We start from the raw sequence: 13,271 nt of genomic DNA, 5'->3' as shown, positions 1-13,271 counted from the left end.
GTACCGTCGCCGCTTCAGATCGGCGAGTGCGCCCGGTGGATGCTGTCCGATGGGTCAGACAGGCAGCCGCCACGACTGCTTGTTCTCCGGGGAGTCGAGCCAGAGGGCATGTCCCTCGTAGGTCACAGTGAGCCCGAAGCGATCCCACGTCGGGCGGTCGTGGGCGAGGTACCAGGACCACCAGCGTTCCACGGTGCCCCACACGCCCGTGTCTCCGCCTTCCCGGGCGTACGGTCCGGAGCCGGGGACGTAGACGCCCTCGGCCCAGTCGCCGTTGGGCATCACCAGCCGGCGCATGACGGTCGCGGGCGAGTCGTCGTCCGTGCCGTACTGGAGCTGTGCGCCAGGAAGGTGTGCGGCAAGCAGGAAGGTGAAGTGGTAGTCGTCGAACGCGTCCACCGGTACGTCGGTCGGGAGCCCTTCCGTGGAGACCTCGGCCGCGAGGGAATCGTCCGGGGGTGTCTTTCCTCTGGCTGCCATGTAGGAGCCGCCGTTCGCGTGGAAGCGGCCTTCAAGCCTGCCGTCCTCCTTGGCGTCCAGCACGGCGAGTCCGCCGCTCATGGGCGGGAACAGGTTGGCGATCAGCCGTCCACCAGGGGCGACGGCCGACCGCAGTGTCTCGGTCACCTCGGACAGCGCGCAGGTGACGATCACTTTGGTGAACCTCCGTCCCCAGTCGTGCGTACGGATGTCCGTCGTCACGATCTCGGGTGTGTGACCGAGCGACGCGAGCGCCCGGCGTGCGGGGTCCGTCAGGTCGGGGTCGATGTCCGCCGAGACGAGTTGTGCGCTGCTGTGGAGCCGGTGCAGGAGGAGAGCGGCTTGATAGCCGGTTCCCGTGCCCGCGTCCAACACCTCGTCGGCCGGGGCGAGTTCGGAGGCTTCCAGCATCCGGGCCGTGAGACTCGGTTGTGTGCTGGACGACGTAGGAACCCCGGTGAAGAAGCCGTCACCTTCTTCCGTGATCGGCTGGAGCCGCGTGACGAGTGTGTTGTTCTCGTAGACCGGCCAGAGCCAGTTGTGACCGTCCCCGGCGGTCAGCTTCTGCCACCGGGTCGGTACACCACCCCGGGAAAGGAAATACTCGGGGACGAACACATGCCGAGGTGTTTCCGTGAACGCCCGATGCCAGTGGCCGGAAGGCACGGCGCCCATTTCTCTGAGCTGATCGGCAAGTTTCCTTGTTCGGAAATTCTCCATCACAGGTGACACCACCTCTCAAGAGTTCGGCTGATGGAATCGGCGATCCGGGCATCTTGCGCTTCGAGCCAAGCCCATTGTCCGGACGGATTTGCTTCCAGGAAGACCCATTCACCGTCAGGGCGTACCACGAAATCGAAGGCCGCGTACTCAAGTCCCAGACGGGCGGTGTAGACGGTCACTCCGAACGTGACTTCTGTCGGCGCTTCGATCAGGCTGTATTTCAGCGAGTCGTAGTCCGCCCGCCAGTCGACACGGGAGATGTCGCTCCCCGCATCGATCCTGACAGCCCGGCAGGTTCCTCCCACGTAGGTCAGACGCACCTCATACGCCTTGGGTACGCGCTCCTGGAACAGGTGCGCAGTGGTTTCCACACCGTCGAGCGCGTCCAGCGAGACCTCTCGGGTGTACATCGACTCGGTGCCTGCCGAGTGCGTGATGTACGGGCTGCCGAGAGGCTTGGTGATCATCGGGGTGCCGATCTCCGCAGCGAATTCACGGACCGCCGAACCGTCACACGTGATCAACGTGCGCGGAGTGCTGAGCCCGGACACGTGGGCGGTACGGAGCTGTACGGGTTTGAACTCTGCTGCGGAAGCCTTGGCCGGGTGATTCAGGTAGGGGACGGGAAGGCTGGTGAGAACTCCACCTATTCCGATCCGTGCGGCTCCGCGTGCCCAATGTGCGTCAGCTTCGGAGAGATCCGGAAACTCGAACAGTTGGGGCCGATTCCAGTAGACGGCCCCGACGTCGGAGAGTCCGACGCGACGACAGGATGTTTCGAGAGACCCCGTCCATTCCCCATCGTCAAGGATTGCCCGGACCGAGAGTTCGCGCGGAAATTCCCGGGTGTCGAAACGGAACACCGGTACACCGGCCGTGGATAGGCGCTCCACGACGAGGTCGGTCCCCGCATCGTGAGGGCTGTCCACAACCAGAACGGTTTTCTTCACTCGAAGACTCCGGGGTCGTCGCCCTCGTCATGCGGCGGCGGGTTCTTGGGGTCGCCGTCGGGGTTGGTCTTCTGTGAAGTGGCCATGGACGTCAACGGCGTTCCGTCCACGAGGCGGGCGGTCTGCGTCTGCGGGTCGTAGACAGGCGCCGAGGAAACCGGGCCGTCGGACAGAGGACGGAACCGCGCATCCTTGATCGCGTACGGCCGCTGGCCCGTCGGTGCGACAGCTACCGGGGCCTGTCCCTGAAGAGGGAGCGAGGCAACGAGTTGCACGAGGGTGTCCTTTCGCTGAGGTCGGGACTTGATCCACTGCTGTTGCTGTTCTGTCTGGCCGCCTTGCTTCACGGGAGGCATGGCAGCCGGACGGAGTTCGTGCGGTGGTCAGGCGGCGGGCTCGCCGCGCGTGAGGAGCGGGATGCGGTGGCCGTTCTTGAGCGCGGTCACGGCTTCCCGGATACGGCGTTCCTGGTAGGTCTCGACGTGTACGTCGAGGTCGTCCAGGGGAACCCACTTGAGCGCCGACAACTCGTCGGCCGCACTGGCGGGCACAGCCACGGCGTCAACCTCTTCGGGGGTCGCCGTCCCGCCGTCCGCGACGATGTTGTACCCCTCGGCGGTCTCGCTCCTCGCGGGCATGTAGTCGATGACGAGGGCGTGGGTGATCTCGCGGACCAGACCGGTTTCCTCGGCGAGTTCACGCGCCGCCGCATCCGTCGGAGCCTCCCCCGCCTGAGCACCCCCACCAGGGAGCTGCCACTTGCCCGACTTGTAGGTGGGCTGGACCAGCAGCACGCGGTCCTCCTGGTCCAGGACCACGACGACGGCGCCGATCCTGCGGCGGGGCGGAGAGGACATGCTGACGTCCGGGTGAGCCATGCCGTCGACTCCCGCCGTCACTCGTGGTCGGTGGGGGCCGAGCCGTCACCCTCGTCCGGGACGTCCGGGGGGAGGCACAGGGGGACCGCTTCCAGCGTGATCATCTTGCCCATGGGCTCGTGCTCCTTGTGTACTTGGTGTGTGGCCCCGGCCGGCCGTCAGCCGCCATGCAGAAAGCCGACCGGGGTTGGTCCCGCCCCCTGCCCCAGAGCGAGAGTTCATGGGGCAGGGGGCGGAGTCTTCAGTGCGGCCGATGGTGAGGGCCGCTCATGAGTCCCGCCGTTGTCGAGTGCCGGTCGCACTCGCCGGCCAAAAAGCGCGGCAGGCGGGTGCTCGTGGCGAATGAGCGTCAGACGAACGACCAGGCGCGGCGATGTTTCCCGCGATGGTTCGGCCCGCCCTGATCGGGAGGGGGCTCAGGAGGAAGGCTTTCCGTCGGTGCGTTGATCGCTTGCGCGAACAGCACGTACCGGCACCCCGCATCGGCGTCTTCCACCACCGCCGTGAGCGGCGTCCCCGCTTTGAGAAGCTCTTGCGCATCACCGTGCGGCGTGAAGTAAGCAGCCCACAAACGGAGTTCACCGGCAGGGTCACCGCCGGACAGGTACGAGCGGAACGCCCCAGGAGGAGCCCAGCCGACCCACGACGGGTCGGGGTTCACACGGTCGGCAAGACGAAGGGCCTGATGGCGCAGCCAGCGCATCGCCAGGACCGGGGAGATCGCCTGGGAAGTGTCGAAGACGAAGGGCGCCGTGTCGTCCGTCTGGCGCACACGCCCCTCAGCGCGTACTACACACACGTAGCCGACAGGAGAGGGGAGTTGATGCTTCACGCGATCTCACCTCGACTCCGCGCGTTCGCCTTCCCCACCTCGGCCCGCAGCCGCTGTTCCGCCGTCACCGGCCGCACGTCCCCGGGCTCGACCTCCCACTCGACCCCACCCCTCACCGGCCGCAGCGCCCACCGACCGGCCCACACACCCCTGAACTCCCCCACTCGATCCCGCGTCACATCCATCAGAAGCGCCCCCACTTCCGGCACGAGCCGGGGGTGTTCGGGAGCGTTCATCTCGCTGTCTCCCTTCGGTTCGTCCCTTGCCGATGGGGGCGTCCCCGACTCTTGAGGGACAGTCATGACGCTGCCTCCCCTCGCATGGTGTGCGGGTGCTCAGTGATCGTCCTGTTCGCGAACTGGACACCCAGCGACCCGGCCAAGGCGCGCTCTCTGCTCCGAAACCGGTCAGCGGCTTCACAGACGGCGCAACCCTCGACGGGGACAGGTTCGAGATCAGACGGGAGAGCCATTCCAGCCCTTTCCGAGCCCCGGTATCTGTCCTGCCCCAGCCGCCAGAACAACCGTGAGTCGACGAGCGCTTCCAGCTCAGCCACAGCGGCTATGAGGGTCGGCGTCGGGAGTCTGTTCATGGTTCGCGACCGTGCCCCTCTGCCGATCAGCTACGGCTGTCAAGGACGCAAGGCGGTTTGCTCTGCGTGACCTCAGATTTGCAGGCAGCCGCCTACCATCGCTACAAGTGCATGTCCCGTAACGCAGGTTGGAACATGGAGGGTGGATGGCCGCCCAGCCCAAGCCCCTGACGCCGGACCGGTCAGCCCGACACCTGTTCGGCGCCAAGATGCGCGAGCACAGGGAACAGGTCGGCATGAGCCTGGATGCCCTGTCACTGATCGTGAACATCTCGAAGGCGCATCTGTCACGCATCGAGCACGCGGAATCCCCCATCCCTCCCGGGTTACCGCCGTTGTTGGACAGGGAGTTCAACACCGAGACCTTCACGAACTTGTTCGTGGTGGCGGCGAAGGAGGTTCACCCAGACAAGTACCAACGGCGTATGAGCCTTGAGGCTCAAGCCACAGTGATCAAGGAGTACACGCCTCAGATCGTCCCTGGGATGCTCCAGACCGAGGACTATGCCCGTGCGCAGTTCCGTACGCACAACCCCAAGGCTTCAGCCCAGGAGATAGAAGATCTCGTCACCGGCCGCATGTCCCGGGTGGCGACTTTGCTGGGGGACCCTCAACCCGACTACTCGGCCGTCTTGGATGAAGGCGTACTGCGCCGGGGGTACGGCGGACCGGTCGTCATGAGGGACCAACTGACCAAGCTCGCAGACATCTGCCTGACGCCTTCAACCTGCCTTCAGGTACTGCCCTTCAGCTACGGCGGCCACGCTCTTGCTGGAGGTTCCCTCTCACTTTGGACTCTCCGCAATGGCGCACTTGTGGCCTATGAAGAGGCCATCACTACCGGGACATTGTTGGAGGAAGCGGGAAATGTGGCGGCCAAGTTCCGGGCCTATGATCTGCTCAGCGCGTCAGCGTTGTCCCCCGGCCAGTCGGCGGACTTCATCCGGTCAGTCTTGGAGGATCTTCCCAATGAGCACCACCCCTGACCCTTCCGCAGCGCGATGGGTCGCGTCGAGCTACAGCGGTGATGGAGGGGGCAACTGTGTCGAGTGGTCCCCTTCGGTGGCGCAGGTGTCGGGTGTCGTTCCTGTCCGCGACAGCAAGGCCCCGGAGCGCCAACACCTCGCGTTCAGCGCCCGCGCGTTCGCAACCTTCGTCGACTTCACTCGCGGCGCTACCGCGTAGCCCCTGCCAACAGTCAGCCCCCGTCGCCTCTGAGAGAGGCGACGGGGGCTGACCGCTACTGCGTGCGGGGCGGCCGAGCGTCCTACAACCCGCCGTCCGTCATACCGTGGACCGCCGGGATCGACCCCAGCCGCCCCTTCTGGAAGTCCTCGAACGCCTGCTGGAGTTCGGCCTTGTTGTTCATGACGAAGGGGCCGTAGTGGGCCATGGGCTCGCGGATCGGCCGGCCCCCCAGAAGTACTACCTCCAGGTCCGGGGTATGAGCGTCCTGCCGCTCGTCCGCCCGGACGGTCAGTGAGGAGCCGGTGCCGAAGACGGCGGTCTGGCCGAGGTGGATCGGACGGCGTTCGGCACCGACGGAGCCGCGGCCCGCGAGGACGTACGCGAGGCCGTTGAAGTCCTCCCGCCACGGCAGCGTGACCTCCGCACCCGGCGCCACCGTCGCGTGGATCATCGTGATCGGCGTGTGGGTGACGCCGGGGCCCTCGTGGCCGTCCAGCTCACCCGCGATGACGCGGAGCAGCGCGCCGCCGTCGGGGGTGGTCAGGAGTTGGACGTTGCCGCCGCGGATGTCCTGATACCTGGGAGCCATCATCTTGTCCCGCGCGGGGAGGTTGACCCAGAGCTGGACGCCGTGGAAGAGGCCGCCGGACAGGACGAGGGACTCCGGCGGCGCCTCGATGTGCAGGAGCCCCGAACCGGCCGTCATCCACTGCGTGTCACCGTTGGTGATGGTCCCGCCACCACCGTGGCTGTCCTGGTGGTCGAAGATCCCGTCGATGATGTAGGTGACGGTCTCGAAGCCGCGGTGCGGGTGCCAGGGGGTGCCTTTCGGTTCGCCGGCCCCGTACTCCACCTCACCCATCTGGTCCATCATGATGAACGGGTCGAGATGCCGGTAATCGATGCCCGCGAACGCCCGGCGCACCGGGAATCCCTCGCCCTCGTAACCGCTCGGCGCGGTCGTGACGGCGAGTACGGGGCGCGCGACGGCGTCGGCCGGCGCGGTGACACGGGGGAGCGTCAACGGGTTCTCGACGGTCACTGCGGGCATGTCGGTTCCTCCTCGGACGTCGTACGACACGGCGTCGTACGCCGATTTTAGTTGAACGGTGAACTTCTTGCCACTCCTCGGAACAGTAGCCGTGCGGCAGGCATTCCCGAGCCCCCGAGGGTGTGTCCGCCGGACAAAAAACGATCGTGTATCGCGCGCAGGCTGTGTTACGGTTCCTGTGTTGCAGTTGCGGTACCCATGAACCTATGTGCGCCCGACGGGATTGCTTCCATCGGGCGCATTATTCGTTTTCCGGCATCTCCGGATGGGGCCTCTGCTCTACCTGAAGGAGATCGTCATGGCACTCGGAACCGTCAAGTGGTTCAACTCGGAAAAGGGCTTCGGCTTCATCGAGCAGGACGGCGGCGGCCCCGACGTCTTCGCCCACTACTCGAACATCCAGTCCCAGGGCTTCCGTGAGCTCCAGGAGGGCCAGCGCGTGTCCTTCGACGTCACGCAGGGCCAGAAGGGCCCGCAGGCGGAGAACATCGTCCCCGCCTGATCGCCGGACGTCTTTCGCTCGCCGGGGTTCGCACCAGCGTTGGTGCGGGCCCCGGTTTGCGCTGTTTCCAGGAAAAGGTGGACCCCCGCATGTCCCGCAGGCCCCAGAAGTCGAACCGCCGCGCCTCGTCGCCCCAGCAGTCCCCCGCCGCGCCGAGGGAGTTCCGGCTGCCGGAGAGCACGACGCCCGCGCTGCCTCCCGTCGCGGACTTCGCGGACCTGGACATGCCGGCCGCGCTGCTGAAGACCCTGACCGCACAGGGCGTCACCACGCCCTTCCCGATCCAGGCCGCCACGCTCCCCAACTCCCTCGCCGGCCGTGACCTCCTCGGCCGCGGCCGCACCGGCTCCGGCAAGACCCTCGCGTTCGGCCTCGCGGTCCTCGCGCGTACGGCGGGACTGCGCGCGCAGCCGAAGGCGCCCCTCGCGCTGGTACTAGTACCTACGAGGGAGCTGGCGCAGCAGGTCACCGACGCGCTGTCGCCGTACGCGACGGCCGTCAACCTCCGTATGACCACCGTGGTAGGGGGTCTGTCCATCACCCGCCAGGCCGACACGCTGCGGCGCGGCGTCGAGGTGGTCGTCGCGAGCCCCGGGCGCCTCAACGACCTCGTCGAGCGCGGGGACTGCGTCCTGGACGACGTACGCATCACGGTCCTCGACGAGGCCGACCAGATGACCGACATGGGGTTCCTGCCGCAGATCACCCGGCTGATCCAGAAGGTGCGGCCGGACGGGCAGCGGATGCTGTTCTCGGCGACCCTCGACCAGAACATCGACCGGCTGGTCCAGCGCTTCCTGACCGACCCGGTGACGCACTCCGTGGACCCGTCGGCGGGCGCGGTGACGACGATGGAGCACCACGTCCTGCACCTCGCGGACGAGACCGACAAGAAGGCCGTCACCACGCGGATCGCCGCGCGTGACGGGCGCGTCATCCTCTTCCTCGACACGAAGCGCTCCGCCGACCGGCTCGCCAAGCGGCTCCTCGCGGTGGGCGTGCGGGCCGCCGCGCTGCACGGCGGGCGCTCGCAGCCGCAGCGCAACCGCACCCTCGACCAGTTCAAGAACGGCCAGGTCACAGCGCTGGTCGCGACGAACGTGGCGGCCCGCGGCATACACGTCGACGACCTCGACCTCGTCGTCAACGTCGATCCGCCGACCGACCACAAGGACTACCTCCACCGGGGTGGCCGCACCGCCCGCGCGGGCGGCTCCGGGACCGTCGTCACGCTGGTCCTGCCGGAGCAGAAGCGGGAGGTCACGCGGCTGATGTCGGACGCGGGGATCCGGCCGCGGACGTCCCGGATCGCCTCGACGGACGCCGAGCTGTCGACGATCACGGGGGCGCGGGAGCCGTCGGGGGTCGCGGTGACCATCGAGGTGCCGCAGCCGGTGGCTCCGCAGCGGGGTACGGGTACGGGGTCCGGGTCCGGTGGATCGTCCCGGCGTCGACGCGGGGGCGGTGGTGGGGGCGGGGCCTCGGCCGGGGCTCCGGGCAAGGGCGAGAACCGGGGCGGCGAGCGCCGGGGCAGGAGCGGTACGGGGTCGGCGAGCCCGTCGTCCTCGGGTGCTCCGGCGTCCGGTGGGCGGGGGACCGGGCGACGGTCCGGGGGCACGACTGCCTCAGGTACCACGGGTACGGGTGCCGGTTCCGGCAGGGCCGCCCGGGGTACGGGCAGGCGGACCGGGGGCGGGCCCGGGTCGGGCGGTGCCCCGAGTGGCGGTGCTACCGGTGGTACCGGGCGCCGGGGCGGACGTCGGACATCGGCGACCTGAGAAGCAGCCGAGGAGTACCTGAGAGGTACGGGTATCAGAGACCCGTACCTCTACGGGGCCACCCTCAGCCGTACATCCGGCGCATCGCGAACTCCACCATCTGCTCGACCGCCTTCGCGTCGAACACCATCCGGTGCTCGCCCTCCATGTCGAGGACGAAGCCGTACCCCGTGGGGAGCAGGTCGATGACCTCGGCGCCGGTGATGACGAAGTACTTGGACTCCTTGCCGGCGTACCGGCGCAGCTCCTTCAGCGAGCTGAACATGGGGATGACCGGCTGCTGGGTGTTGTGCAGCGCGAGGAACCCCGGGGTGTCCCCGCGCGGGCAGTACACCTTCGACGTCGCGAAGATCTGCTGGAAGTCCTCGGCGGCCATCTGCCCCGTCGTGAACGCCCGCACCGCGTCGGACAGTGACGGAGGCGACGGCTCCGGATAGAGGGGCGGCTGCTGACCGTACCCACCGACACCGCCGGGCTGCTGCGGCGGCGCGTACTGCTGCTGGGCGGCACCGTCACCCATGGGCTGGCCGTATCCGTACATGGTTCCCAGCCTATCGAGAGTCAGATGGGGGGTGGGGCGCGGGCGGGTTTTGGGGCGGTCGGTGAGGCGGTTGCCAGGGGGTGGCAGCGAGGTCCCACCTGTGCATCTCTAGGGCGGGACCTCACTCCGGGTTCACCGCTCGCGGGAGGCGGGCCTCACACCGACCACGAGGATGCAGTCGGGGCAGGCGTAGAGCGGACGCCGGGGCCGCTCATCCGCTCGATCTCGCGGCAGACGACGGGGGCGAGGGTCCAGCGGTCGCAGCGGCAGCAGTGGGCGGCCGGAGGGTCACCGGTCAGGGCGTCGCGGTTCATGCGCTCGCCGCCGGCGGGTGGGCGCCGTCGTAGGTGTAGGGGTGGTCGATGCCCATCGTGGCCAGGGCTGCGGCGCGGCGGCGTTCGCGTTGGAGGTGGAGTTCTAGGGTGGCCGTCTCCTGCTGGCGGAAGAGTGCGGCGGCTTCCTCCTTGGTGGGGCCGGTCCAGGGGCGGGACCAGGGGGAGACGAGGGAGACGGGGGCGGGCTCGGTGAGCTGCGGTTGTGCCGCGAGGAAGTCGGCGCTGTGGCGGCCGGGTCGGCGAGGGGCGAGGGCGGCAAGCACCCAGGCGAGAGCGCGGGCGATAGCATCGCTCATACGTCGGTCAGCATTTATTTGCCTGTCTGAGTCGCCCATGCTTTGGCCTGTTGTCTACGCTCGGCACATGCCTCCCCGCCCCGCGAAGCCGTACGTGCCGCGCGCCCCCTACATGGACGTGCTCGACGCGCTCGCCGAAGAGATCAAGGGGAAAGCACCGGGTGAGCCGGGCTCGTCCGAAGCGGGCCGTACGCATCCTGAGGGACCGGGGACTCATCGAAACCCGTTGGGGCAAGGGGTCGTTCGTGGCCCGGCCCGCTGAGCCGTCCGGCGAGGGCGAGAGCCAGGCCGACTAGTCCTCGTCCTTGGGTCCGAGGATCCGTCTCCGCAGCGAGGTGGGTAACTCTTCGAGCGTGGCCATCACGGGGTCTTTCACCTCCCAGGAATGGCCCAAGGGGTGACCGGCGAAGAACAGGCACTCCTCGACGCCGGGAGTCCTGGCAAGGCACTGCGCCGCCGTCTCGAACCGGTGGATGGCGAACCGGCCGACGTCTGTCCAGCGCACCATCCACAGGCGTGGACGGGCCAGGTCGAGGTTGTACCAGAGCACCACGGCGTGTTCCGTGGTCTCGTCGTGCTCGCCCAACTCGCACAGAGCGACTTCGGGCAGGACCTCCCACCAGTCGTCTTCGATCTCGGGTATCGCCAGGAGAGCGGCGGCGCCGTCGACTTGGGGGACCTCGGTGAAAGCGGTGCATTGCAGCGGCATGGTCGGCCGTGATCCTCGTTCGTCCGTGTCGGAGGGAAAGGGAGCCCCGCCGGTACACCATGGGGCATACCGGCGGGGCGGGGTCCGGCACGGTGAGCTGTCGGACGGTCACCGCGTCCGCCGTGCCGGGGCTGCTACCCGCCGATGGACGTGTGCCACCGTCCGCGCGACAGATGACACACCCCGTCGGGAGTGATCCGGACGTTCGCGCCGAGCAGCGGCAACGAACCCTCGGCGTTGAGGCGGTAGCGGATGCGTTCCAGGGCGTCCCACAGGCGCTGCGGGCCGCCCTGGTGGACTTCCGGTGGATCGTCGATTCGTTCAGCGAAGGCGCGTGCCCAGGAACCGTCCGGGTGGATCAGGCAGGCCGTACGGCTGTCTCCGTCGGACCGGTAGTCGATTTCCACACCAGGTGTCGTGACTTCGAGCATGGAACGGAGTTCCCACGCGTTCTCGATGTCCAGCACGGGGTAACGGCCGCTGCTGCGGTGCTCGCCGTCCGCCTCGTGGGCGAGGGCGAACAGGTCGGCGTGTGCGGGCGGGTAGTCGCTGCCGGAGCGGGTCAGCATGAACCCCGCCATGTCCCGCTCCACGCGTCCCACGACGTCCCCGGACCGTTCTTTCCAGCCGGTGACGAGCAGACAGGTCCGTGCGAGGGTCGTCACCAGGCGCCCGCCGGGCTCCAACGCCCCCACCACAGCCCGGAGTCCGGGACCGGGGGAGAGCGCGACCGTGGCCACGATCCGGTCGTACGTGCCCGGTACCCACTGCGTGGCGTCCGCCGTGACCATCTTCGGATGGTGGCCCATGGCGGCGAGCCGTGTCCCTGCCGTACCGACCAGGTAGGGGTCGATGTCCAGGCTGGTCACGCAGTGGTCCCCGAGCCGGTGACAGGCGTAGGCGGCGACCCCGCCGGCGCCCGTACCGAGGTCGAGCAGGGACAGCCCGTCGCCGAGCCGTCCGTGCCGCAACATCCGTACCACCAGGGTCGGCAGCGTGGCGGACGACGTGGGCCACCCGCGCGGCCGGTCGCCGGAGCCCGCGTCGTCCGCGTGGAGCGAGCCGACCCGGGTGATCAGCGAGCGGTCCGCATACGCGGCGCGCATCCATGCCCCGGGATCGGACGCTCCGTCCCGGAGCTGCCACTCCCCGGCCCTGTCCTGCTCCCACCAGCGGGGCACGAGTTCATGGCGAGGGGTACGAGCCACGGGACCGAGCCAGCGGGAATCCGGGTCGGTGACGTGAGACGCGAGACGGGACGCGTGCTCTTGCCAGTCGTCCATCGGGTTCCTTTCAGCGGGTGTGCGGGTCACTGTGGGTCGCATGACGGGGTGCTCGCCGGGTCGCAGTCGTTCGAGTCGTTCGGCGTGCATGCGGCGCGGGGTGAGGGGATGCGTGACGCCAACTCGACCCAAGCCTTCCCGCCCAGCAGGTCGGCGAGCCGGGTTTCCCGTACATTGCCCGCCGGGAAGCCGCGTGCGAGTACGCACCCGCTGAGGTCCCCGTTCGGGAGAACGGCGGCGCGGCCCCAGGTGCATCCGCCGCACAGTTCGTCCAGCGCCGGTGCGGTGCCGGGCAGCGCGGCACGGCCCACAGCGCGGACCCGGTCCGTCTTGACGGTCGTCACGCCGATGGACTCCAGCTCGGCGCGGGCTTCGGTGACGCGCTGGCCCGGCAGGATGTCCACGATTCCCGCCCTGAGCGCGATGCCCCGGGTGACAGCTTCCCGGATGTTGCTTCGGGTGCGCGCGTAACTGCCCTGGCGTCCGGTGACCTTGTCGTGTTCGGCGGGGTCGTCGCTGTAGTAGCTCGTCGCCAGGGTCACGCCGTCCCGCTCGTACAACTCCCACCAGTCCGGGGCGACATGGAACAGGTTGCTGTAGATCTCGACGTGCAGCCCGAGGGAGAGCCCGAGTTCGGTGAACTCACGCCAGTTCGGGTGGACGGTCGGCTCCCCTCCGATGAGCTGGATCGAACCGATGCCGAGCGCGGCAGCATCGGTAATGACGGTGCGCCAGTCCTCGGGGGTCATCGTGCCGTGCGTGGCCTGCGGGGCGGACTCCGACAGGCAGTGCGTGCACGTCAGTTGACACTTCCCGGTGATCTCCAGTTCCAGGAACCGGATACCGGGCAGCGCGGGTACGGCGGGCGGTTCGACGAGTTTCGTCATGGTTCCCCTTCCCTTGCCTTGGTCTGTGGCGGTGGGACCCGTCCGGCTGTCTCGCCGCGCGTGAGGAGCGGGATGCGGTGGCCGTTCCTGAGCGCGGTCACGGCTTCCCGGATACGGCGTTCCTGGTAGGTCTCGACGTGTACGTCGAAGTCCTCCAAAGGCACCCACTTGAGCGCCGACAACTCGCGGGCAGCGCTGACGGGGACGGCCACGGCGTCCGCTTCCTCCGGGGTCGCCGTCCCGCCG

The 13,271-nt window shown here is 68.3% G+C and carries 19 protein-coding genes; 5 read left to right on the top strand and 14 right to left on the bottom strand.

Going from position 1 to position 13,271, the window contains the following annotated elements:
* Positions 1-54: 54 nt before the first annotated feature.
* The 6 genes from ACLZOT_RS20305 to ACLZOT_RS20280 form a co-directional block, all read right to left on the bottom strand.
* Positions 55-1,155 carry a methyltransferase domain-containing protein gene (locus ACLZOT_RS20305; protein WP_416970376.1) on the bottom strand — a complete coding sequence of 367 codons (1,101 nt, stop codon included), beginning with the start codon at positions 1,153-1,155 and terminating at the stop codon, positions 55-57.
* A 44-nt stretch (positions 1,156-1,199) separates the two neighbouring features.
* Complete coding sequence (locus ACLZOT_RS20300; protein ID WP_416970375.1) at positions 1,200-2,153, bottom strand: MvdC/MvdD family ATP grasp protein; 954 nt, start codon at positions 2,151-2,153, stop codon at positions 1,200-1,202.
* The gene (gene tgmA / locus ACLZOT_RS20295) at positions 2,150-2,428 is read right to left on the bottom strand and encodes a putative ATP-grasp-modified RiPP (RefSeq protein ID WP_416970374.1); all 279 of its coding nucleotides are present in this window, start codon (positions 2,426-2,428) and stop codon (positions 2,150-2,152) included. The genes ACLZOT_RS20300 and tgmA overlap by 4 nt, the downstream gene beginning before the upstream one ends.
* A 108-nt stretch (positions 2,429-2,536) precedes the next feature.
* Positions 2,537-3,031 (bottom strand): NUDIX domain-containing protein, encoded by a 495-nt coding sequence (locus ACLZOT_RS20290; protein WP_416970373.1) that lies wholly within the window; start codon positions 3,029-3,031, stop codon positions 2,537-2,539.
* Between the two features lie 349 nt (positions 3,032-3,380).
* Positions 3,381-3,863 carry a hypothetical protein gene (locus ACLZOT_RS20285; RefSeq protein ID WP_416970372.1) on the bottom strand — a complete coding sequence of 161 codons (483 nt, stop codon included), beginning with the start codon at positions 3,861-3,863 and terminating at the stop codon, positions 3,381-3,383.
* Complete coding sequence (locus tag ACLZOT_RS20280) at positions 3,860-4,099, bottom strand: hypothetical protein (RefSeq protein WP_416970371.1); 240 nt, start codon at positions 4,097-4,099, stop codon at positions 3,860-3,862. Before ACLZOT_RS20280 ends, ACLZOT_RS20285 begins: the two co-directional genes overlap by 4 nt.
* Positions 4,100-4,601: 502 nt before the next feature.
* Here ACLZOT_RS20280 and ACLZOT_RS20275 point away from each other — a divergent pair.
* Positions 4,602-5,441 (top strand): helix-turn-helix domain-containing protein, encoded by an 840-nt coding sequence (locus tag ACLZOT_RS20275; RefSeq protein WP_416970370.1) that lies wholly within the window; start codon positions 4,602-4,604, stop codon positions 5,439-5,441.
* The gene (locus ACLZOT_RS20270; protein ID WP_416970369.1) at positions 5,323-5,640 is read left to right on the top strand and encodes a DUF397 domain-containing protein; all 318 of its coding nucleotides are present in this window, start codon (positions 5,323-5,325) and stop codon (positions 5,638-5,640) included. Before ACLZOT_RS20275 ends, ACLZOT_RS20270 begins: the two co-directional genes overlap by 119 nt.
* An 82-nt stretch (positions 5,641-5,722) precedes the next feature.
* On the opposite strand, the gene ACLZOT_RS20265 is transcribed toward ACLZOT_RS20270, so the two are convergent.
* The gene (locus ACLZOT_RS20265; RefSeq protein WP_416970368.1) at positions 5,723-6,694 is read right to left on the bottom strand and encodes a pirin family protein; all 972 of its coding nucleotides are present in this window, start codon (positions 6,692-6,694) and stop codon (positions 5,723-5,725) included.
* A 298-nt stretch (positions 6,695-6,992) separates the two neighbouring features.
* Here ACLZOT_RS20265 and ACLZOT_RS20260 point away from each other — a divergent pair, with 298 nt between their 5' ends.
* Positions 6,993-7,196 carry a cold-shock protein gene (locus ACLZOT_RS20260; protein ID WP_355879057.1) on the top strand — a complete coding sequence of 68 codons (204 nt, stop codon included), beginning with the start codon at positions 6,993-6,995 and terminating at the stop codon, positions 7,194-7,196.
* An 89-nt stretch (positions 7,197-7,285) separates the two neighbouring features.
* Entirely contained in the window at positions 7,286-8,974 is a 1,689-nt protein-coding gene (locus tag ACLZOT_RS20255) for a DEAD/DEAH box helicase (RefSeq protein ID WP_416970367.1), read from the top strand.
* Between the two features lie 64 nt (positions 8,975-9,038).
* Here ACLZOT_RS20255 and ACLZOT_RS20250 read toward each other — a convergent pair whose 3' ends face one another.
* The 3 genes from ACLZOT_RS20250 to ACLZOT_RS20240 all read right to left on the bottom strand — a co-directional run bounded on the left by ACLZOT_RS20250 (position 9,039) and on the right by ACLZOT_RS20240 (position 10,146).
* Positions 9,039-9,515, bottom strand: coding sequence for an SseB family protein (locus ACLZOT_RS20250; RefSeq protein WP_319729779.1), 477 nt, complete (start codon positions 9,513-9,515; stop codon positions 9,039-9,041).
* Positions 9,516-9,670: 155 nt separating this feature from the next.
* A complete protein-coding gene (locus ACLZOT_RS20245) occupies positions 9,671-9,829 on the bottom strand; it encodes a hypothetical protein (RefSeq protein ID WP_416970366.1) in 159 nt (52 codons plus the stop codon).
* Positions 9,826-10,146 (bottom strand): hypothetical protein, encoded by a 321-nt coding sequence (locus ACLZOT_RS20240; protein WP_416970365.1) that lies wholly within the window; start codon positions 10,144-10,146, stop codon positions 9,826-9,828. The genes ACLZOT_RS20245 and ACLZOT_RS20240 overlap by 4 nt, the downstream gene beginning before the upstream one ends.
* Positions 10,147-10,307: 161 nt before the next feature.
* Here ACLZOT_RS20240 and ACLZOT_RS20235 point away from each other — a divergent pair, with 161 nt between their 5' ends.
* Positions 10,308-10,442, top strand: coding sequence for a hypothetical protein (locus ACLZOT_RS20235; RefSeq protein WP_416970364.1), 135 nt, complete (start codon positions 10,308-10,310; stop codon positions 10,440-10,442).
* Here the strand turns inward: ACLZOT_RS20235 and ACLZOT_RS20230 are convergent.
* From ACLZOT_RS20230 to ACLZOT_RS20215, 4 genes are all read right to left on the bottom strand, one after another.
* Positions 10,439-10,855 carry a hypothetical protein gene (locus ACLZOT_RS20230; RefSeq protein WP_416970363.1) on the bottom strand — a complete coding sequence of 139 codons (417 nt, stop codon included), beginning with the start codon at positions 10,853-10,855 and terminating at the stop codon, positions 10,439-10,441. The genes ACLZOT_RS20235 and ACLZOT_RS20230 overlap by 4 nt on opposite strands.
* A gap of 134 nt (positions 10,856-10,989) precedes the next feature.
* A complete protein-coding gene (locus ACLZOT_RS20225; protein WP_416970362.1) occupies positions 10,990-12,138 on the bottom strand; it encodes a methyltransferase domain-containing protein in 1,149 nt (382 codons plus the stop codon).
* A 26-nt stretch (positions 12,139-12,164) separates the two neighbouring features.
* Positions 12,165-13,025: a radical SAM protein gene (locus ACLZOT_RS20220; RefSeq protein ID WP_416970361.1), complete on the bottom strand. Its 861-nt coding sequence runs from the start codon at positions 13,023-13,025 to the stop codon at positions 12,165-12,167.
* Positions 13,022-13,237, bottom strand: a complete 216-nt coding sequence (locus tag ACLZOT_RS20215) for a hypothetical protein (protein WP_416970410.1) — start codon at positions 13,235-13,237, stop codon at positions 13,022-13,024. Before ACLZOT_RS20215 ends, ACLZOT_RS20220 begins: the two co-directional genes overlap by 4 nt.
* Between the last annotated feature and the right edge of the window lie 34 nt (positions 13,238-13,271).

The sequence above is a fragment of the Streptomyces sp. 4F14 genome (genome assembly GCF_048159485.1).
Taxonomy (GTDB): Bacteria; Actinomycetota; Actinomycetes; order Streptomycetales; family Streptomycetaceae; genus Streptomyces.
Note: the sequence above shows the minus strand (reverse complement) of the source record. Positions and strands in the feature narration are given on the sequence as shown.